Source organism: Psychrobacter sp. PG1 (assembly GCF_014897815.1).
Classification (GTDB): domain Bacteria; phylum Pseudomonadota; class Gammaproteobacteria; order Pseudomonadales; family Moraxellaceae; genus Psychrobacter.
This window is the reverse complement of the sequence record NZ_JABUZG010000064.1, coordinates 54,459-75,249: the sequence shown is the minus strand read 5'-3', so window position 1 is coordinate 75,249 and position 20,791 is coordinate 54,459. Positions and strand designations below refer to the sequence as shown.

Sequence of the window (20,791 nt, the reverse complement as noted above, 5' to 3'; positions counted from 1 at the left end):
ATCAAAAGTTAATAAGTCCACTATTACCTGCTCGTTGCCGCTATTACCCTACGTGCTCGAATTATGGTAAACAAGCTTTGGCATGGCATGGAGTCCGAGCAGGCAGTTGGTTATTATTAAAACGTATCAGCAGTTGTCATCCTTTGGGTGGACACGGCATTGATTTTGTGCCGCTACCGTTATCCTCTTATCATTATCAATATGTAACTTTTAGCGAACTAGCTACTGGTGTCAAAGTTCAAGGTTTATATGTTTTTAGAGATAATAAAGGCTATGTGTCTCGCTTAAACCATATGATGAAACTAACCTAGCGTTCGTCATCGACTGAGAAGTTGTGGATATCTATTTAGTTACCCACAAGTTATCCACACTCTTGGTATCATTTAAGGCAGATTTTTAGTAAAATGATGCACATTTTATGTAAATGACTGGCAATACTGTTGTCACATATGATGATAATTGTACGGTCATGACACATGCCCTAATTTTTCATTCCCTAATTTTTTAATCTAGGAAAGGTTTATGCAAAAGATATTTCGGGTGATGATCATCATTGCGATGTTAATCACCGCTTATCTGCTGATTTTGGCATGGCGAGATGATTATGCCGATGCGCCAGCTGTAGATACGGTGTCAGAAACCACTACTTCAGTAGGTGCTGACATCCCTTCGACAACTGGTGCCGCAGGTGATATTCCGGTACAGACGTTGCCTGTTGATAATAATACAGTCGCTAATGATGCTGTGACGGCAACGCCTGCTAAAGACACGGGATTAATCACGGTCACTACTGATCGCTATGATATAAAAATCAACCCAGAAGGCGGCGATATTGTTTATGCTGCTCTTAAGCAGTATGACGCAACGCTCGATAGCGATAAGCCTTTCGTATTGCTAGAGAATAATAGTAATCGCGTGTATGTGGCTCAGTCTGGTCTTATTGGTCCTAACGGTATTGATACTGCAGAAGGCCGTGCCAAATACAGCCATACTGCTAATAATTACGTCATGGAAGCAGGGCAACAGACGCTGTCAGTACCGCTGACTTATAAAAAAGATGGCGTGACCGTTACTAAGACCTTTACCTTTACTGAAAATAAATATCCGATTGATATTAGCTATCAAATACAAAATGCTTCTACACAACCGTGGCAAGGTCAGCTATTTGCCCAGTTGAAACGTGATGACAGTAAAGATCCAGGTATGTCTGATAAAGGTGCGCTTAGTATGGCGACTTATTTAGGCGGCGCTTGGGGTACCCCTGATGATCCATATAATAAGCTCAAATTTAAAGACTTTAATGATGGTGAGCTAGCTGTTAGTAGTGATAAAGGTTGGGTTGGTGTTGTACAGCATTATTTTGTATCAGCATGGATACCTGAAAACTTTACCGCTACTTTCTTTAGCCGTGAAACAGGCGATGATTACTTCATCGGTTTCAACAGTCAACCTGTCAATGTCGCGCCAAATAAACAAGTGACATTAGATGCCACGTTATACGCTGGTCCTAAAGTACAATCTGAGCTAAAAGATGTGGCAGTAGGCCTTAATAAAACAGTTGATTATGGGTTGTTATGGCCAATATCGAAAATTTTATTTGCCATCTTGGACGGTATTCATAAAGTCATCGGTAACTGGGGTTGGTCAATCATTGTATTGACGATTTTAGTCAAAATTGCTCTGATGTGGTTCTCGAATAAGAGCTATTATTCGATGGCGAAGATGCGTGCGATTGCGCCAAGATTAGCCGCACTTAAAGAAGAGCATGGCGACGATCGAATGAAGATGTCGCAAGAAATGATGGCTATTTATAAAGAAGAAAAAGTCAACCCAATGGCAGGTTGTTTGCCTATTTTGATGCAAATGCCTATCTTCTTAGCACTATATTGGGTGTTGGTTGAAAGTGTTGAGCTGCGTCATGCGCCTTGGATTTTATGGATTCAGGATTTATCGGCGATGGATCCTTGGTTTATTTTACCATTACTGATGGGTGCCTCGATGTTTGTACAGCAGCAGCTAAACCCGCAGCCAGCTGATCCGATGCAAGCGAAAGTGATGAAGTTCTTACCAATCATTTTTACTGCTTTCATGCTGTTTTTCCCAGCTGGTCTCGTACTGTACTGGACAGTCAACAACTTGTTCAGTATGACTCAGCAATATATTGTCAATAAAAAAGTCGAAGAAGAGCAAAAGCGTCGTACTGTGAAAGTATTGGACTAAGTAGCTCATCAATTGATAAAAGACCATCGCAACGGCGGTGGTTTTTTTATGCGTGACATTTCTATTATCGCTCACTGACTTGAAATAAAATAAGCGCAAAGCATGGCTATTTAAAGTTTGCTTTGTCAGTCTGTGTCCAGCCGTCTATAATGGGGTTTTTAGCTATTGAGAGTAATTGTGGATTCCCTAGAGATGGCGTCAAACGTACCTAAAGCATCTGAATCACCTAAAGCATCTGGCTTGGCCACGATTGCTGCTATTGCCACACCGCTTGGAAGAGGTGGCGTTGGTGTTGTACGTCTGTCTGGTGCGCGTGCTTATGACATTGCCTGTACACTAACAGGTAAGTCTGCTTTTACGCCACGCATGGCCAGTTTTTGTCGTTTTTATCAGGCTGATGGTACAGTCATTGATGAAGGGTTAGTGCTGTACTTTAAAGGCCCGCATTCGTTCACAGGGGAAGATGTGATTGAGCTGCAAGGGCATGGCGGCATGATTCTACAAAACCAAATGTTAGCAAGGGTATTTGAGCTGGGCGCAAAACAAGCGGGTGCTGGGGAATTCTCTTATCGTGCTTTTGATAATGATAAATTGGATTTGGTACAAGCAGAGGCTATCGCTGATGCCATTGATGCGACCAGTGCTGCCGCTGCGAGTAGTGCCATTCGCTCCCTAAGTGGTGAGTTTTCAAAGAAGATTAATCAGCTATTAGAGCAGCTTATTCATCTGCGTTTGCATGTTGAAGCGGCGATTGATTTCCCTGACGAAGAAGACGTGGATTTTTTATCAGACGGTGTTATACAAAGTAAACTTGAGCAAACGCAAGACAAGATACAGCAAGTATTGGCGACTGCCAAGCAGGGTCAGCTCTTACGTGATGGTATCCATGTGGTCCTAGCAGGTAGACCAAATGCGGGTAAATCAAGCTTGCTGAATCGTCTGGCAGGGCAAGAACGTGCTATCGTTACTGACGTTGCAGGTACGACTCGTGATACGCTACAGGAGACCGTCGTGCTCAATGGTTTGACGCTGCATTTGACCGATACAGCAGGTCTGCGCGATACAGAAGACATGGTAGAGCGTATTGGGATTGAACGAGCACGTACCGCCATTACACAGGCTGATATGCTACTGATGGTCTACGATGTGACTCGTGATCTTGAAGAAGAAGATACACCGTTACAGCTTGCAGAACAATTATTTGGTGAGTTGCCAGAGGCTAAACGCTTATTGATTATTGCTAATAAGAGTGATTTGTTAAGTGACTTACTAGATGATAGTAGCAGTCAAATACCCTCTGTCTCGCAAATCGCAATAAAAGAACGTGGTTATGAACAAGTTAATGTTTCATGTGAAACAGGTGCTGGTATCGATAATCTGGTAGAAGCCTTGTGTGCTAAGGTCGGTTTTCATCCACCAGAAAACAGCCTAATTGCTCGCACACGTCATATAGATGCACTTAGACGCACAGCCGACTCTTTAGCAGAGGCGCATGAGCAGTTAACGGTCTTTCAAGCAGGAGAGTTAGTCGCTGAAAGCTTACGCCAAGCTCAGAACAGTTTGGGTGAGATTACGGGAGCGTTTAGTGCGGATGACTTGTTGGGCAAAATCTTTGGTAGTTTCTGTATTGGAAAATAATAAGACGATTTTTTTGAATTGCCTGATACAGCTCGTTAATTCTCAGAAATTTCGGTCTTATCATTCGCTCTTATAAATAGTGACTGTGATTCTTGCGCTTAATATTGAAATAAGGAAACGCTATGCATTGCCCGTATTGTAACGCGTCAGAGACTAAAGTTATTGATTCGCGTCTGGCGGCAGAAGGTGCGCAAGTCCGTCGTCGCCGCTCATGCAATAGCTGCCAAGAGCGTTTCACTACTTTTGAGATGGTAGAAGTAGTGATGCCAAGAATCATCAAGTCAAGCGGTAAAATTGAGCCTTATGATAACGAAAAACTGCGTCGTTCTATCTTATTACCTCTACAAAAGCGCCCTATCACCATTGATGAACAAGAAGCGATGATCAGTCGTATTGAGAAGCGTGTTAGACAGATGGGTGAGCGTGAAATCAGTAGCAAAGTGTTGGGTGAGATTATCATGAGTGAGCTTAAGACGTTAGATGATGTTGCTTATGTGCGCTTCGCTAGTGTTTACCGCGACTTTCAAGATATTGATGCTTTCCATCAAGAAATTGCCAATATTCGTCCAAATGAAAAAGCTGACGATAACGTTAAATAGTTTTTACCCTCTACTTTTTTATTAAGTGTATCTCTTTATGACGCTCTCAAACCATACGCAGAATGCGCAAGACCGTTACTTTATGATGCTTGCGATCGAACAAGCCAAACAGGGTTTATATACCACCAGACCTAATCCAGCGGTAGGCTGTGTCATCGTGCAAGCAGAAGCGATCGTCGGTCAAGGGTTTCATCCGAAAGCTGGTCAGCCTCATGCAGAAGTATTTGCGCTAAAAGAAGCGGGTGCGAGGGCTTTAGGTGCAACTGCCTATGTGACTTTAGAGCCTTGTAGTCATACGGGGCGTACGCCACCTTGTGCTTTGGGTCTTATTAATGCTGGTGTGAAACGTGTCGTGATCGCAGGGCTTGATCCCAATCCGCAAGTGGCAGGACGCGGTGTAAAGCTGTTAGAGCAGGCTGGGATTCAAGTGACAGTCGGTATATTAACTGAGCAAGCAGAAGCTTTAAATCGTGGGTTTTTAAAGGCAATGCGCACCCAGATGCCTTATGTACGACTGAAAATTGCCACCAGCCTTGACGGTCGTACCGCGATGGCATCTGGGGAGTCAAAATGGATTACCTCAGCGGCTGCCCGCGAAGATGTGCAGAAGCTACGTGCACAAAGTGGCGCAATTATTACCGGTAGTGAGACGGTTATCGCGGATAATCCACAGCTTAATGTACGTTCCAACCAACTAGCTGTGCCACCTGAACAAGTTCCTACTCCTAAAGTTGTCGTACTCGATAGACGTCAGCGCTTAGAATACAGCTTACAGTCTGACTATCAGTTATGCCGTCGACCGGATACGATTTATTGGCGCGAAGACAACTTGACTGAATTACTAAAGAAGTTAGTCAGTGATCATCAATGTTATGACGTGTTGGTAGAGGCAGGGGCTAGTGTTGCTGGTAGTTTCTTAAGCCAACAATTGGTAGATGAGTTGATTGTTTATCAGGCGCCTTGTTTGTTGGGCGCGCAAGCAAGACCGATGGTCGATTTTAACCCATTGTCTCTAGCTCAGCAGTTGCGTTTTAATATTTATAGCCATGAAACATTAACTCCTGACCTTAAACTGACTTTATTACCGCTATAACTTGTTATTTATAAACAGCTTATCCACAGTTTGTGCTAAATACTTGCTAAGTATGGATAAGCAGCCAGTGTCGTACAAGGTTCCACATGAAACTGTGTATAACTTTGTTTCACATGAAACAGAAAACTAGACCTTTTATAAAAAATTTCATATTAATCTAATATAATCAGCAACTTAGGTTTTATTACTAATCTTTATTGATATTAGCCAACATCTTGCTTTCTGTGGATAACTTAACGGAAATTCGTTTTTTAATACGTTATGAGTTGATTTATGAGGACTTATCCACAATCTATCCCATCATAGGCTCAATTAAGCCCAAGTTGCCATAAAAAACTGGCTTAGACAAATGCTGCCACAATCTTAATAGATCAAGATATATTGTCTATAAAGACAACATCATAATGAAATGAGGTCGATATGTTTACTGGAATTATAGAGAGTGTTGGAAAGGTTAAGTCCATGCAGCCTACGGGCGGTGATATACGTTTGACGATAGAATCTGATGGTTTGGACTTTAGTGATGTGAAGCTAGGAGATTCTATTGCTTCCAATGGTATCTGCTTAACCGTCGTAGACCTAGGTAGTAATCATTACTCGGTCGATGTCTCACGTGAAACCATTGCTCGTACCGCATTAGAAACTTTAAAAGCTGGTCACACAGTGAATTTAGAGAAAGCGATGCTACCAACCACGCGTTTTGGTGGTCATATCGTCGCGGGTCACGTCGATGGCGTCGGCGTGGTCAGTAAGCTGCAACAAGATGCGCGCTCTATCTATATCGAGATTGAGATACCACAAGGGCTGGCGCACTATACAGCGACCAAAGGCTCTATCACGGTTGATGGTATTAGTCTGACGACCAACCTTGTACGAGATAATATTGTCTCTTTAAATATCATTCCACATACCGCACAAGTGACCAATATCGCTAAGCATTGGCTGGTTGGAAATAAAGTCAATATCGAAGTGGATATCGTCGCGCGCTATTTAGAACGTTTGTTAAATAAGTCGCAAACCAGTGGTATGAATACGCCAAGTCCGCAAAGCCAAATTACAGAAGCATTTTTAGCAGATAATGGTTTTATGAAATAGCTGATTTATGAAGTAATTGATTTATAAAGTAATAGTTTAAACCTGAAGAGTCAGTTTTACAGATTGTCATGATTTTATAAAGCTCTGTAAAACCGACTCTAGCTCTTTCTTATTGATCGGCTTTGCTAAAAACTCATCCATTCCTACTTCTATACAAGCGTCGCGATCTTCTTTGGTGTTGTTTGCAGTTAGCGCCACAATCGCAATTTTATCGCCTTGCGCACGAATCGCTTGGGTAGCCTGTAGCCCATCCATGACAGGCATGCGACAGTCCATCAAAATGAGTGAGATATCTTGACGCTGTTGTTGTAGCATATCTAACGCTTGCTGACCATCTTCTGCGACCACACTACGATAACCAAGTTTACTCAATATCTTGCACGTTATTTTCTGATTGGTTGGACTGTCTTCTACTACCAAGATAAGTGGCAATACATTCTCGTTGGCAGCTTTATCTACTTCGTTTGCTAGTTGCTTACACTCTTCTTTTATCTCTATGGTTTGAACCAGCTTCTGTCTCGCTGGTAAGGTTAAGCGCAGTAATTCAGAGAGCAATAAAGTCGCATCTAATGGTTTGCTCAAGAATCCTTCATATTTATCTAATAGTATAGAGGGAATACGGCGCTCAGGTTTCATACTAAGTAGTATCTTTGGTAGCGACGGATTATCGAGTAAGGTATTTAATGCCTGTTGTCTATCATCATTCCCTATCGCCTGATTAGCGGAAGCAATAGACAGGGTTTCATAATATTCATAATCTAATAGCAAGATAGGGGCGAGTCTTTGCTCGTCTTGCGCCAATTTTTCGTTTAATTGTTGTAGATCTAATTTATCTATAGAAGTGTAGATAGTAGCTGGCATCGATAAATATGAGCAAAAATCGCGCAGATGTTTGGCACGTAGTGGTTGTTTAATCACTGCTATTAGATGGATATGAGTCAAATGCTGACTATGATGATAAATAGGCTGATAATTTGGACGTCTGCAAGGCAGATAAAGATTCAGACTGCTGCCTTCAGTCATCGTGCTTTTTATTTCAATAAAACCACCCAATAATCGCGCAAAACTATTGACGTTATTTAACCCTAGGCCTTGCCCAGTCGTGTTATTTTGCATGTAATTAACGTTTCGATGGGTGTTTTGATTGCTGCTTTTATTAAGCTGAACCAACAGTTGATGTTGCTTCGCTATATCGATGCCCATACCGCTGTCTTTTATGCTAAAACGAATCCAGTCGTGTGAGGCATGATTGGGATTGTCTTTATTGATTTGACTATTTTTAATCAGTGTAAGGTCTTTATTAAGATTTACTAAGCTTCGGTTTTTTGTTGCTAATATCTCTGCATTACTGACTGTTTCGATGGTCAGTGATACATAGCCAGAAGTGGTAAATTTCACCGCGTTATCTAATAAGTCGTACAAGATTTGCTGTAGGCGCTGATGGTCTGTATCAATACAACGCGGACCGTCAGGTGCAAAAAAGTACAGCAGCTCAAGTCCTTGCTGCCTTATCCTTTCTATAAATGACTGACTGACCTGTTGCCCCAGTCTATAAATATCAACAGGCTCAATGCTTAGGCGGGTTTTTCTTACCGTTATCTCCTCGATGTCTAGCACATCATTAAGCGTCGTGAGCATACTTTGACTGCTTTTAATTAAGGATATTAAAATGTCATTCTGCGCAGCAGTCAAGGTCTCAGGATCAATCGGTTCTAGCGTGTCAATCATTGCTTCTAACGGCAGGCGCAAATCATGACCCATCGTCGATTTAATCGTATTAAATTCATCAGTTTGGCGTTGTAGCCGTTGATTTTGTTGCTGTAATTGCCCTATTTGACTGGCAAATTCATTAACATTATTCAGCAGTACGGTAAAGCCGTGAACCTGACCATGTTCACCAAACCATGGCGTAACGTGCAATTGGTAAGTCTGTTCATTTTCTAACCCATAGACTGTTAAGGTACGAGTGACGCGTAGGTTGGATAACGTTTGCAGCAATCGTTGCGTGGATTCATCTTTACCCGCGATAAAGTCCGTCAGTTCATAGTTGCTATCGCTTTGCGGTAAAGACATGAATATTTGTTCAAAGCGTTTATTGAAAAAGCTGATTTGACCATGACGCATGATCATCAGCATCGGTAAAGGGGATTGATCAACCAAACGTTCAAGACGATGTGTTAGGGTTTTAATGCGGCGATAGTCATTATGCAGCTGGTAGCTGACACGGCTCAGCGCATGGCCTAAACGCAAAAACTCAGGCGTAGATTTTTTTTGCAAAAAAGGCGGCGGACTATAGGCTTCTTTTGCGTGGCTACTTAGATTGTCCGTATAAATCAGCAGCTGTTCCCAATTGGTGCGACGATTGAGCATATATAGCAAAGCGATAATAAACAGCATGATCGCTGCCATCAATGGTAACCAGTAGCGATAAGATATCCAGTCAATGATCAGCGGCTTATGGCGCAATATAATATAAAGCTGATGACCACTTTTGAGTTTAATGGTGCCGGTTAAGTTGCGATTATTGAGCGTGTAAGCACTATGACTGCCATTATTAGAAGGGGATGAGCTAATGATAGGAAACGTAACGTTAGCAAAAGCAGGCTCATTGGGCTGAGTATGGCGATGGATATAAGTCTGCCCAGAGGGCATCATAAAAACCAGCTGATAGCTTATGTCTTCAAATACGGGTTTTTCTAAAATCCTTTTAATGTCAGGGTTTAGAAGATCATCACGTTCAGTAACTTCATACTGCAATGTATGAAAAGTATCGATACTGTGTTGTTCACTGTGTTTTTTTATCTCGTGAAACAGCGCAAAATAATAGATAGACAACATGACCAGCAAGGTCAGTGCATAAAATATGAGTAAGCGCTGTAAGGACTGGAACTGTTGCATGAAAGCGTGGTCCTATATCGACACAAGAAACATAGTGAGTAAGTAATCAGTTTGGCACAGTAGCTGGTTTATTCAAGCCGTTTTATCTTTTACGGTTGTACAGCCATTATCTAGAAAAAAATGGTGAATGGCAGTGGAATATCGCTCAATCACGCATTGTTTTGTAAATAAACTCATCAATAAGAGCGCCCTGCTTGCTTTCTATTATAAAGACAAACCGTATCATTGGTAACGCTCGATTACCGTTATTACAACCATGGCACAACATCGCAAACTCACCTATAATGAGTCAATCAACCCTATATAATGCCTGTTTATGACTATAATTGCTTCTGCCTCCGATTTATCCATGCCATCTACGATGAAAGATTGCTCATCTAGTAAGCGCTTAAGAGTTGCGTTTGCTGGCACTCCTGAGTTTGCCGCTGTTAGTCTTGAGGCGCTTATCAGCCAGCAAGAAGCATTGAATATAGACATCGTCGCTGTGTATACGCAACCTGATCGCAAGGCAGGACGGGGTCAAAAATTATCGGCCTCTGCAGTAAAGCAAGTCGCATTGGCGCATGATATTGCCGTTGAGCAGCCTCTCACCTTTAAAAAATCTAGTAGTGAAGGGGTGATTGCACGTGAGATTCTGCGTAGTTATCAGCCAGATGTGATGATTGTCGCGGCTTATGGCTTGATATTGCCGATTGGTGTATTGACCACACCGACTTATGGTTGCCTAAATATTCATGCGTCCTTATTACCACGCTGGCGCGGTGCAGCGCCTATTCACCGTGCATTATTGGCGGGTGATAGCGAGACTGGCATTACCATTATGCAGATGGATAAGGGCTTAGATACAGGTGATATGATTTACAAAATCAGCGCTCCTATTGAGGCTGATGATACGGCTGCCAGCCTCCATGATAAAATGGCTGAGCTTGGGGCGACGGCTATTATTACCGTGCTAAAGGACTTGCCACATTATCAAGCACAGGCTGTACCTCAAGATGACAGTCAAGCCAACTACGCTGAGAAACTGGTCAAAACCGAAGGCGAAATCAACTGGACACAATCAGCGACTATTATCGAACGACAAATTCGCGGTTTGACGCCATGGCCAGGTGCATATACTTTTTTGGCAGGGCAGCGTGTCAAGATTTTAGCCAGCTTACCTGTGAATGCATCACAGCAAACCAATCAGCCTGCTGGTACGGTTATCAGCGTTGGACGCAAAGCGATATTGGTAGCTTGTGGTCATGACAGTAATATTGATAATGGCCTCGAAAAACCGCAAGCCAGCACTTTAGCCATTACCGAATTACAGTTTGCTGGTGGTAAACCAATGACAGCCGAGCAAATCTGCCATGGTAACCAATTAAATGATGGTGACCAGTTCACAGCAGACTCAAAATAATTGCTCCTAAATCAGTTTAATACAGCTTAACCTTATTTATTTTTATATTCGTCATTTAATACCAAACAATCCAACTTTTATCAGACGCTAATTGTTAGACGTCAAGGAAATTCAATTTAATGAGAAGCACTGCGCCAAGAAACAATAAGCTCAAACCGTCAAGCAACCTTATCATGAATGGTAGCGTCCGCGTCCGCGTGATTCGCACTTTACTGGCGATTCAAAATGGTCAGTCGCTAGCGAGCGTCCTTGATCCGCTACTAAACAGTTTGCATGATGGTGATAAAGGTTTTGCCCATGCGTTACTGCTCACCACGTTGCGTCAATGGTATGCCCTTGAGCGTCTACTCGATAGTCTGGCTGATAACTCTATTGATGAAAAAGAGGTACGTACCACTATTCAAGTAGGTTTAACCCAGCTGCTTTATTTGCAAGTGGCTGACCATGCGGCGATTCATGAAACGGTTGAAGCGGCAAAAGAAATCGAATTTGCCCATGCGACAGGTTTAATCAATGCCATCTTGCGTAAAGTCGCTAAGAACCCAAGTAAGTTCCGTAAGAAGTGTGATAAAAAACACAGCTTACCGAATTGGCTTGCCTATCAGCTTAAGCAAGATTGGAGTGAGCAATATGACGATCTGATGCAGGGTTTACGTCAACCTGCGCCGATGTTTTTGCGCGTGAATACAGCGGTTACTTCGATAGAGGACTATCAGCAAGCCTTGGTGGAATTTGAAGTTGAAGCAGATTTGGTTGAGCTAACGAGTGGTTTTAATTTACCCAGCTCATCGGATGCAGCCGCATCTAATAGCATATTAACCAAAGGGTTAAGATTACATCAAAGTACCGCAGTCAATGCCTTACCGCAATTCGCTGAAGGTGCGGCTAGTGTACAAGATATGCATGCTCAGCTTGCCGCGCCGCTTATTCATAACGCTTTAATTAATAAGCTGAGTGTTAAAAACGACGATGCAGAAGACGATACGGATACGAGCAATAACGAGATCCGCATTTTAGATGCTTGTGCAGCGCCGGGTGGTAAGCTTGCTCATTGGTTAGAATTAATCAGCTCAAATGAGTCTTCGTTGTTTCACGTGAAACAAGACGATGCTGAAACGTCGCCTGTGATTTCGAAAGTTAAGATTACTGCGATAGATAATGAGGCGCCACGTATCGAGCGTATTCATACTAATTTACAGCGCTTAAACTTAAGTCAGCACGACTTGCAGCAAGCTGAGAAAAATATTGAGCTCAATATTGTCTGTGCTGATGCAACGACATGGCAAGGCGCTGGTAAGAAAAAGAGCAAACTCGTATTTGACGCTATATTATTAGATTCACCTTGTACGGCGACTGGCGTAATCCGCCGTCATCCTGACATCAGTATTTTGCGTACTGAAGAAGACGTTGAGCAAACGGCACTCTTACAAGCGGATATCTTGCACAATCTATGGCCACAACTTAAAGTTGGCGGTTATCTGTTGTATGTCACTTGCTCTATCCTAAAGCAAGAGAACGTCGAGCAGATGCAAGATTTTATGACTTATTATAATAATGTAGTAGCTGTTGAATTTAGCGACGATTGTAATTGGGGTATTGAACAGGCGATTGGTCGTCAGTGCTTACCAATAGATAGTGCGAGTGGCGATGGCTTCTATTATGCGTTGTTGATGAAGAGTTAATGTAATAGCATGAACAATCTTTCTATGATTAATATTCAGCAAGAATATAACCTTGAAGTGTTTCATGCAGAACTCACAGTTGATGGTGTGGCATTTAATGAGTGGCTTGCTGAGTATATAAATAAGAATACTCGGTTCAGAAACCTAGGTGTTGAAGAGCTAGGACTGAGTCTAAACCTAGATTTATATTCCGATACTAAGATCGTTTGGTACTATTTAGGGCAGTTAGGTGACGGTAATATTAGCTATGTACCATTATTAGTCTGCCCTGAAGATAATGATTTGTCTTGTACCACCATTGCCACTGAACAATATATCATCGATGATAAAGTGGTATGGAAGCGTTTTGGACTGCTTACAGGTTCAATCGAAAAGCAAAATCCAGATGCTATAGATTGGTTTGATACTGTACCTGAATTAACGTTTGCTAAAGATAATTTTGAAAAGGTGTTCAGTCAGTTTATGAAGGACTTTACTGAAGCTTATCAACACCGAGATGAATTTGTAGATATTAATTTTCCAACGAATTTTTGTATTAGTTGATACTTATACTGACTGAAGTCACATAAAACTAAGCTTATATAGGATAAACCATGAAATATATCAGTACCCGTGGTCAGACAGCGCCGATGGATTTTAGTGATGTGTTATTAATGGGTCTTGCACCAGACGGTGGATTGATGCTGCCTGAGCACTATCCGAATATTGATAGTGCGACGCTTACCGAATGGCGTGCGCTGAGCTATCCACAGCTGGCAATGGCGATTATGCAGCGTTTTGCTACTGATATTCCGGTGGCTGATCTGCAAGATATTATTGAGCGCACTTACACCGCTGAGGTATTTGGTTCTGCTGAGATTGTTCCTGTCCGCAAACTTGACAATAATTTATACATTTTAGGCTTGTCGAATGGTCCGACGTTAGCGTTTAAAGATGTTGCCATGCAGTTTTTGGGTAATGCTTTCGAATATGTACTGAAGAAGAAAGACGCGCGCATCACCATTATTGGTGCGACCAGTGGTGATACAGGCAGTGCAGCAGAATATGCCCTGCGTGGTAAAGAAAATATCGAAGTCTTTATGCTGTCACCGCATGGCAAAATGAGTGAATTCCAGCGTGCGCAAATGTATAGTTTGACTGATAAAAACATCCATAATATTGCCATCGACGGCATGTTTGATGATTGCCAAGACATCGTCAAAGCCCTACAGCAAGATGCTGAGTTTAAAGCGGCTTATAATTTAGGTACGGTTAATTCTATTAACTGGGGTCGTATCCTAGCGCAGATTGTTTATTACTTTAAAGCCTATTTTGCGGTCACTACAAGCAACGATGAAAAAGTCAGTTTTAGCGTGCCATCAGGCAACTTTGGTAATATTTGTGCCGGTCACATTGCACGTGAAATGGGGCTGCCAGTTGATCGTCTAATCGTCGCAACCAACGAAAACGACGTGCTTAACGACTTCTTTAATCAAGGTGCTTATCAGCCGCGTCCGACTGATAAAACTTATATCACTTCAAGCCCATCGATGGATATCTCTAAAGCCTCTAACTTTGAGCGTTTTGTTTATCTCTTATTAGATAAAGACAGCGCCCGCGTTCATGAGTTATTTGAAGGGGTGAAATCTGGTCAAGGCTTTGATTTGTCTGACCTAATGGAGGCGGTCAACACTCGCTACGGTTTTGCTGCGGGTAAATCGACCCATAGTGACCGCTTACAAACCATTAAAGCGCTGTATGAGCAGCATGGAGAGTTGGTTGATCCGCATACCGCTGATGGTATCAAGGTTGCCAAAGAGCTACAGCGCGAAGGTGAGGTGATTGTCTGTGCTGAGACCGCGCTGCCAGTGAAATTTGCAGATACGATAATCGAAGCGATAGGTCAAATAGAAATCGCACGCCCAGCCCATACCGAAGGCTTAGAGAGCTTACCGCAACATGTGGTGGTGCTTGATAACAGCGCTGAGCTGGTGGCTGAACAAATCCGTCAGCATGTGATACCAAATCCAGCATAAATCAGAGTGGATTTTAATGCTTATTTTCATGAGGAACTCTATAAATTTCAATGAGGAACTATAGAAATAATATTCATATAAAAGTTACGCCATTGTAATAAAGTGTTTATGATTGTGTTATGGTAGATATAATTGTAATATTAGAAACAGCGTCGGCGACTCATCATTTTGCTAGACGCTTTTTTAGTAATCATACCAGCCAATTACACTGAACAGCTGCCCTATAAGCGTCATGATAATCGTACAGTTAAGTCCTTTTACGACCCTCATTGCTTGTCACTATTTTAATGACAGTCAAAGATTAAGGTTAAGTAATAGATCTAAATGGTACTAATTGTGGCGACAACAGCGGTACATATTGTGGATATAACAATGAAGATGAGCTTAAAAAAGACAGCAAAAGCACTGGCAAAAGGATTATTAGTTACGACATTTAGTAGTGCAATGCTAATGAGTGCTGCCCACGCTAACAATCCACCACCAGCCATCAAAGCGGATGCGCCCAATCGCTATATCGTCAAAAAAGGCGATACGTTGTGGGACATATCAGGACGTTATTTAGACAGTCCGTGGCGCTGGAAAGAAATCTGGGCAACCAATAAGCAAATCAAAAACCCCAATCTTATTTATCCTAACGACATCCTTATCTTATGTGTTATTCAAGGTAAAACCTTAATTGGTGTTGATACTGGCGAAGGTTGTGCTGGAGTTGAAAAGCAGTTAACGGGTAACGTGGTATCTAGCACAGTCTCAGTCACTTCAACAGCCAACAGTATTCCACCGCTTCCGTGGTCTGCTATTCAACACTGGTTAGATAAGACAGTCATCGTTAATCCACAAGATTTTAATACCACGCCTTATATATTGGCCTCTAAAAAAGGCAACTTAATTACCGCTAGTGGCGATAAAGTGTATGCCAAAGGTGTGCCACTGATCGTCGGTCAGCGTTATGGTATCTACCGTGAAGGAGAGCTATATGTTGAGCCAAAAACCCAAGAAGTTATCGGTTTAGAGGTCACGCAAGTTGCGACGGGTTTGGTTACTTCGACAGAAACCAACGGCGTCAGCAGTTTGCAGCTCACCGACAGTTACGACAAAGAAGTACGTGAAGGTGATCGCGTATTCGTTGAGTTGAATAACTCTATTCCACCTGTTTTTTATCCAGCCCCTGCAACGGTCAGTCGTGGTGGCATGATTGTCCGCGTCATGGACTCAATCAGCTCGGCGGCGAAGGGTAGTGTCGTTGCTATCAATTTAGGTAGTACCCATGGTGCTAAGCCTGGTGATGTATTGACTGTCTATCAAAAAGGGGCCTTGATCCGCGATACCAAAGACAATGACACGCCAGTACGCTTACCAAATGAGCCAAGCGGTATGGTCATGGTATTCAATACTTTCGATAATATTAGCTATGCTTATGTGCTTGATTCAGAGCTACCATTAAACGTCGGCGACCAGCTGTTACCACCGCCATATCTATAAATGAGTACACTATAAGTGAGAACATGCTCATTTTTGGACGGGATATACTAACTTAGCCTATACGAGCTAGATGATTATGATGGCAGTTACTTCTTCTTTATCAGATGAGCAGCGCGCAGTACTGGCGCTGTGGACTGAGGTGAATGCATCATTATCTGCTTATCATAAGCTCATTACTTCTTTTGGCACAGCAGAGCTTGCTTGGTACGCCAAAGTAGATGCGTGGCGGCAACTGGGTATTCATCATAGCCATCTTGCCCGTCATGAACAGCCAGAGCAAACGCAAGCCAGCATCGATAAAATTCAGCAAGCACTCATCGAGGGGCGCTACGGTCTGCTATTCGCCGACCAGCCTGATTATCCCGCACAGCTCTCGCAAATCTATGACCCACCGCCTTTATTATTTTACCGAGGCAATAAAGCACGTTTGCGTCAAGCGCAAATCGCGATCGTCGGTAGCCGAAAACCCACTGCCCATGCCCAAAAAATCACCTTTGATATCGCACAATATTTGGCGCAAGCGGGTTATATCATCACCAGCGGTCTTGCCATGGGTGTCGATAAACGAGCACATCTAGGCGCGTTAGCACAGGCAGACGCTGAATATCAAGGTCGAACGATTGGGGTAATGGGTACGGGTATTGAGGTCAATTATCCCAATCATCATGATAAATTGTTTGCCCAAATAATTGAGCAAGGCGGCTGTATTATTAGTGAGCTGTTGCCGCATACAATGCCACATAAGCATACGTTTCCACGGCGTAATCGTTTGGTCGCTGGATTGAGCTTAGCAACAATTGTGACGGAGGCGACCATTCAGAGTGGTTCGCTGATTACCGCGCGTTTAACCTCGGAACAGGGTAAGCAAGTTTTTGCCATTCCAAGTCATATTGATAATAGCAATGCAGAAGGCTGTCATCACCTGATACGTGAAGGTGCGACTTTAATTTATCATCCGCAGCAAGTGCTAGAGGATATCAATAGTCAGTTGCCATATAACAGTCATTCATTTCAATCAAATGTCTTATCTACATTGAATCGTAGTCAGACAGAAAACCCTTTAGAAAACGTTAGCAGTTCTACTGCAGATACTGGCAAGCTAGCATCATCCAATATTAAACCTTCTCCCAGTGCTATCGTTGTACCAGAGCATTTAACCCTTGTTTATGAGCAGCTTGATTGGCACGGGCAGGATTTAGATGCGCTGATTATCGCTACCAAACTTGCCACACCGCAGTTGATTGGACAGCTAATGGAGCTTGAATTGTTAGGCGTCATTAGTGTGCAAGGCGGAAGGTATTTACGCGTCTAAAATCGTACTTTCTATCGCTTTAGGCTTTCCACTTATCTATTTTCAAGTGATTGACGACAGTACAATCTAGGGTGTGTCATCAATTAGATTGTGAGGCTTAAAATGAGAAAAATTGTAGATAAACAAGGAAGAAATTGCCGTTAATATGAACATATTGACAAAATTTCTGACGATGTTTAGCAAAATTTAGCCATTTTAAGACCACTAAACGTACTAATGTGCTAATTGATGACACGCCCTAGGTAGCTGCTAATAAGGTCGCTTTAAACTTCGCTGCCCTAATTTTTCTCAGTCTTATGTTATGATGAGTGCTTAAATTTCTACCTTTTTGAAGCCTTCAAGCCATGGAAAAATCTACATCTTTTACTACTGATTCTGTCACTCAAGCTGCCAAATGGCTTAAAGAAGGACAGCTACTTGCTTATCCCACCGAAAGCGTTTGGGGTATCGGTTGTGATGCTTATGACGAAGCAGCCGTTCAACGTATTTTATCTATTAAACGGCGTCCACAAGCCAAAGGCATGATCGTCATTACTGACAGTGCTGAGCGTTTAAAGCCGTTACTAGAGCCTTTAGAAGAAGGTCAGCGCCAACAAATCATCAAGAGTTGGCAGGCAAATACTGACAGTATAGAGCTACAAGGTAAGCAAGCCCATACATGGCTACTGCCTATCCCTCAGACACTTGAAAAGACTATCCCTCCTTGGATCACAGGGCAACATCAAACAGTGGCGGTTAGAGTTATTGCGCATCCTATGATTCGTCAATTGTGCCAACAACTGGTCGACGTTCAAAACCCATTTGGGCTATTGGTTTCCACAAGCTGTAATCCATCAGGACAACCGCCTGCTATGACTTTTACTGATGCGTATGGGTATTTTGGCGAGCAAATCAGCTACTTGCAGGCTGAAACATTAGGCTATACTTTACCGAGCCAAATTCGTGATGCAACCACGGGTTTGGTTATTCGTTAGCGCATAACCTTCAACCAAACGATGAATATTACTTCTTAATTTCACTGTTGACAGAAATAAAAGAATAGCGCAAGATAAGTCAATAAATAACCAAAACTTATAAAATAGAGTGCAGATTAATCATGAAACTAAATCCTGTGACCGAAAAATTTATCTTACATTGGGGTGAAATGGGCTCGCAGTGGGGCGTCAATCGCACTATGTCACAGATTCATGCGTTGTTATTCATCATTGGCAAGCCATTAAATGCTGAAGAAATTACCGAAACACTTGGTGTTGCTCGCTCTAACGTCTCAAACAGTATTAAAGAGTTGCAGCATTGGGGCTTAGTACAAAAGGTTTCCATATTGGGTGATCGTCGCGATCACTTCACGACCAATACTGACGTTTGGGAGCTGGCACGTATTATCGTGGTTGAACGACAAAAGCGTGAGCTTGAGCCAACAGTACAGTTCTTACAAGAATTGATGGACAGTCCTGAATTTGAACATGAAAATAATGAGGTAAAGTCACGTATTCGTGATACCCAAGAATTCGTTAGCACCCTAACCACATGGTCATCTGAGATGCTTAAACTGCCCACAAGCATCCTCAAAAAAGTCCTAAAACTGGGCGCTAGTATTAAAAAAGTCTTACGTTAATAGTGAGCTGTGTAATTTAACATAAAAAATTTGCGATATAATTTCTTTTTTGACAGAAATATATGTAATAACTATAAAAGCCAGTTAAGTTTAAGTGAGATAAGTTTCTATAAAATAGCAGCAACAAAAAATAGTAATAACAAATGGATGTGTAAAATGACAGTCAATCAAACACACGCTAATAAAGAGCAAACCATTAAAAAGGCTATTGCTGCAGTCGAGTGGCAAGACTTGCGCCGGTTAACGCGCGGTCAAATCGCTTACAACGTTATTTTGCCTTATCCGTTTTTATTGTTGTCATGGTGGTTCGCCAGCCACTCTTGGTATGTCTTAGCATGCGGGGCTTCTTATTTATTCTTTGCTGCCGCTTTTCGCCAAGCGCACGATGGCTATCATCATAGTTTGGGTACAGGAAAACGTACGACCACCGCCATATTATTATTGCTCAGCGTACTATTAATGACCAGTTTGCACAGCATTCGAGCCACGCACATGGCGCATCATCGTGACCCATTGGGCGATAGTGATATTGAAGGCAGTCTAGCAAAAGTGTCATGGTGGCAAGCGTTGCTTGGCGGGATAGCGTATCGACTGGATATTTATCGGCAAGGACTGCGTCTAAGCAGCCGTCGCAATCAAAATTTGGCTTGGCTAGAGTTTGCTTTGATTGGTTTAGTCGTCATAGTTGCCCTCATATTGACCACCTTTACTATTCCTACTCTCGCGATATTAGCGCAAGTATTGATATATCACATACTGACCATGATGTTGGCTAACGCCAGTGTCGGTATCATTGCTGTGTGGGGAGTGCATCATGATTGTGATGAAACGATCGCTCGTACTGAGCGTAACCGAGTAGTCAACTTGCTGACCTTCAATTTGCTTTATCACGTAGAGCACCATCTCTTTCCTGCCGTCCCATCCAACCATTTACCTGAACTTGCCAAGCGTTTGGATACCGCCGCGCCACACTTGACCAAAGCACATGTGTTACCGAGTGTGGCTAACGTCATAGATTTTATTAATCATCGTTGGAACAAATTAAAGAATAAATCTCAAAATAATAATGATAGTGACTGTCCTATCCGTAAGCATTTTGCCTAATAAGTAGGCTAAATAAAATCAAGATGCTTATCCACCAATTATTCACAGTAATTTCATTGGCTTTGCCAATGCCATATTTATACTAAATTAACGACTAAAGTTAAGAGGATAAATATCGTGAAAACGAATAACAACGTGGCTGCGTATCCTTATGTACAAGTGATTATTCTGTTTGCAGGGCTTGGGAGTGTGGTTGGTGGAGTGATTGCAGAGCTGGCTTTATTGTTTTTTTTTAGGAATGCGGACTTTGCTCAGATCGGTTATCAGCCATTACTTTACGTTGGTTTGTTGGGCTTTATTCCCGCTTTATTAACCGGCATTATCGTCACTTGTAAGAATGTATGGCGCGGTGACCATAAGAGTATAATCACGATATTTTTGATTGGGTTTATAACGTCAGCAGGTTACATGGGTGCAATCGTTCTATATTTAGGCATCAACTCTTTGATAGAGGTTGGCGTGCTACTGGCCTTTATGATTGGTATAGGACTATTTGGCGCTATCAACTCAGTTATCGCTGGCTGCATTGCTTTACCAAAAGCATGTAAAAGTCGTTTTGATATAAAAGTTAAAAAAGAAGACGATGACTATAGCGAATTAAGTTTTACTAAACGATAAGCGAAAAATATAAGGAAT

17 protein-coding genes are annotated in these 20,791 nt (G+C 42.3%); 16 read left to right on the top strand and 1 reads right to left on the bottom strand.

The features are described 5' to 3' along the window. The 6 genes from yidD to INT03_RS10550 form a co-directional block, all read left to right on the top strand. A partial coding sequence (yidD, locus tag INT03_RS10575) for a membrane protein insertion efficiency factor YidD (RefSeq protein WP_193008913.1) occupies positions 1–311 on the top strand: 311 nt, incomplete at its 5' end. Between the two features lie 211 nt (positions 312–522). Beyond that, positions 523–2,220, top strand: a complete 1,698-nt coding sequence (gene yidC, locus INT03_RS10570) for a membrane protein insertase YidC (protein ID WP_193008912.1) — start codon at positions 523–525, stop codon at positions 2,218–2,220. 192 nt (positions 2,221–2,412) lie between these two features. Then, positions 2,413–3,858, top strand: coding sequence for a tRNA uridine-5-carboxymethylaminomethyl(34) synthesis GTPase MnmE (gene mnmE / locus INT03_RS10565; protein ID WP_193008914.1), 1,446 nt, complete (start codon positions 2,413–2,415; stop codon positions 3,856–3,858). A gap of 122 nt (positions 3,859–3,980) precedes the next feature. Beyond that, complete coding sequence (gene nrdR / locus INT03_RS10560; RefSeq protein ID WP_045442876.1) at positions 3,981–4,457, top strand: transcriptional regulator NrdR; 477 nt, start codon at positions 3,981–3,983, stop codon at positions 4,455–4,457. Positions 4,458–4,494: 37 nt separating this feature from the next. After that, positions 4,495–5,550, top strand: coding sequence for a bifunctional diaminohydroxyphosphoribosylaminopyrimidine deaminase/5-amino-6-(5-phosphoribosylamino)uracil reductase RibD (gene ribD, locus INT03_RS10555; protein WP_193008911.1), 1,056 nt, complete (start codon positions 4,495–4,497; stop codon positions 5,548–5,550). A gap of 420 nt (positions 5,551–5,970) precedes the next feature. After that, on the top strand, positions 5,971–6,645 hold the full coding sequence (locus INT03_RS10550) for a riboflavin synthase (RefSeq protein WP_193008910.1): 675 nt from the start codon (positions 5,971–5,973) through the stop codon (positions 6,643–6,645). A gap of 66 nt (positions 6,646–6,711) precedes the next feature. Here INT03_RS10550 and INT03_RS10545 read toward each other — a convergent pair whose 3' ends face one another. Next, positions 6,712–9,543: a response regulator gene (locus INT03_RS10545; protein ID WP_193008909.1), complete on the bottom strand. Its 2,832-nt coding sequence runs from the start codon at positions 9,541–9,543 to the stop codon at positions 6,712–6,714. Positions 9,544–9,904: 361 nt separating this feature from the next. On the opposite strand from INT03_RS10545, the gene fmt reads away from it, so the two are divergent. The 10 genes from fmt to INT03_RS10495 all read left to right on the top strand — a co-directional run bounded on the left by fmt (position 9,905) and on the right by INT03_RS10495 (position 20,773). Further along, positions 9,905–10,945 (top strand): methionyl-tRNA formyltransferase, encoded by a 1,041-nt coding sequence (gene fmt / locus INT03_RS10540; protein WP_413469126.1) that lies wholly within the window; start codon positions 9,905–9,907, stop codon positions 10,943–10,945. Positions 10,946–11,064: 119 nt separating this feature from the next. Beyond that, on the top strand, positions 11,065–12,627 hold the full coding sequence (locus INT03_RS10535; protein ID WP_193008907.1) for a transcription antitermination factor NusB: 1,563 nt from the start codon (positions 11,065–11,067) through the stop codon (positions 12,625–12,627). A gap of 9 nt (positions 12,628–12,636) precedes the next feature. Further along, on the top strand, positions 12,637–13,170 hold the full coding sequence (locus tag INT03_RS10530; RefSeq protein WP_193008906.1) for a hypothetical protein: 534 nt from the start codon (positions 12,637–12,639) through the stop codon (positions 13,168–13,170). Positions 13,171–13,220: 50 nt separating this feature from the next. After that, complete coding sequence (gene thrC / locus INT03_RS10525) at positions 13,221–14,642, top strand: threonine synthase (RefSeq protein ID WP_193008905.1); 1,422 nt, start codon at positions 13,221–13,223, stop codon at positions 14,640–14,642. Between the two features lie 372 nt (positions 14,643–15,014). Continuing rightward, positions 15,015–16,124 carry a LysM peptidoglycan-binding domain-containing protein gene (locus INT03_RS10520; RefSeq protein ID WP_226950304.1) on the top strand — a complete coding sequence of 370 codons (1,110 nt, stop codon included), beginning with the start codon at positions 15,015–15,017 and terminating at the stop codon, positions 16,122–16,124. A 76-nt stretch (positions 16,125–16,200) separates the two neighbouring features. Further along, on the top strand, positions 16,201–17,436 hold the full coding sequence (gene dprA / locus INT03_RS10515; protein WP_193008903.1) for a DNA-processing protein DprA: 1,236 nt from the start codon (positions 16,201–16,203) through the stop codon (positions 17,434–17,436). A gap of 344 nt (positions 17,437–17,780) precedes the next feature. Continuing rightward, the gene (locus INT03_RS10510) at positions 17,781–18,410 is read left to right on the top strand and encodes an L-threonylcarbamoyladenylate synthase (protein ID WP_193008902.1); all 630 of its coding nucleotides are present in this window, start codon (positions 17,781–17,783) and stop codon (positions 18,408–18,410) included. Positions 18,411–18,532: 122 nt separating this feature from the next. Next, on the top strand, positions 18,533–19,051 hold the full coding sequence (locus tag INT03_RS10505; protein WP_045447558.1) for a GbsR/MarR family transcriptional regulator: 519 nt from the start codon (positions 18,533–18,535) through the stop codon (positions 19,049–19,051). 156 nt (positions 19,052–19,207) lie between these two features. Next, positions 19,208–20,155, top strand: coding sequence for a fatty acid desaturase family protein (locus tag INT03_RS10500; RefSeq protein WP_193008901.1), 948 nt, complete (start codon positions 19,208–19,210; stop codon positions 20,153–20,155). A gap of 117 nt (positions 20,156–20,272) precedes the next feature. Further along, positions 20,273–20,773 carry a hypothetical protein gene (locus tag INT03_RS10495; protein ID WP_193008900.1) on the top strand — a complete coding sequence of 167 codons (501 nt, stop codon included), beginning with the start codon at positions 20,273–20,275 and terminating at the stop codon, positions 20,771–20,773. The last annotated feature ends 18 nt before the right edge of the window (positions 20,774–20,791 follow it).

Excerpts from the sequence above, each read along its gene's own strand:
- yidC (WP_193008912.1), top strand. The coding sequence starts at position 523 with ATGCAAAAGATATTTCGGGTGATGATCATCATTGCGATGTTAATCACC.
- mnmE (WP_193008914.1), top strand. The coding sequence starts at position 2,413 with ATGGCGTCAAACGTACCTAAAGCATCTGAATCACCTAAAGCATCTGGC.
- nrdR (WP_045442876.1), top strand. The coding sequence starts at position 3,981 with ATGCATTGCCCGTATTGTAACGCGTCAGAGACTAAAGTTATTGATTCG.
- ribD (WP_193008911.1), top strand. The coding sequence starts at position 4,495 with ATGACGCTCTCAAACCATACGCAGAATGCGCAAGACCGTTACTTTATG.
- INT03_RS10550 (WP_193008910.1), top strand. The coding sequence starts at position 5,971 with ATGTTTACTGGAATTATAGAGAGTGTTGGAAAGGTTAAGTCCATGCAG.
- INT03_RS10545 (WP_193008909.1), bottom strand. The coding sequence starts at position 9,543 with ATGCAACAGTTCCAGTCCTTACAGCGCTTACTCATATTTTATGCACTG.
- fmt (WP_413469126.1), top strand. The coding sequence starts at position 9,905 with ATGAAAGATTGCTCATCTAGTAAGCGCTTAAGAGTTGCGTTTGCTGGC.
- INT03_RS10535 (WP_193008907.1), top strand. The coding sequence starts at position 11,065 with ATGAGAAGCACTGCGCCAAGAAACAATAAGCTCAAACCGTCAAGCAAC.
- INT03_RS10530 (WP_193008906.1), top strand. The coding sequence starts at position 12,637 with ATGAACAATCTTTCTATGATTAATATTCAGCAAGAATATAACCTTGAA.
- thrC (WP_193008905.1), top strand. The coding sequence starts at position 13,221 with ATGAAATATATCAGTACCCGTGGTCAGACAGCGCCGATGGATTTTAGT.
- INT03_RS10520 (WP_226950304.1), top strand. The coding sequence starts at position 15,015 with ATGAAGATGAGCTTAAAAAAGACAGCAAAAGCACTGGCAAAAGGATTA.
- dprA (WP_193008903.1), top strand. The coding sequence starts at position 16,201 with ATGATGGCAGTTACTTCTTCTTTATCAGATGAGCAGCGCGCAGTACTG.
- INT03_RS10510 (WP_193008902.1), top strand. The coding sequence starts at position 17,781 with ATGGAAAAATCTACATCTTTTACTACTGATTCTGTCACTCAAGCTGCC.
- INT03_RS10505 (WP_045447558.1), top strand. The coding sequence starts at position 18,533 with ATGAAACTAAATCCTGTGACCGAAAAATTTATCTTACATTGGGGTGAA.
- INT03_RS10500 (WP_193008901.1), top strand. The coding sequence starts at position 19,208 with ATGACAGTCAATCAAACACACGCTAATAAAGAGCAAACCATTAAAAAG.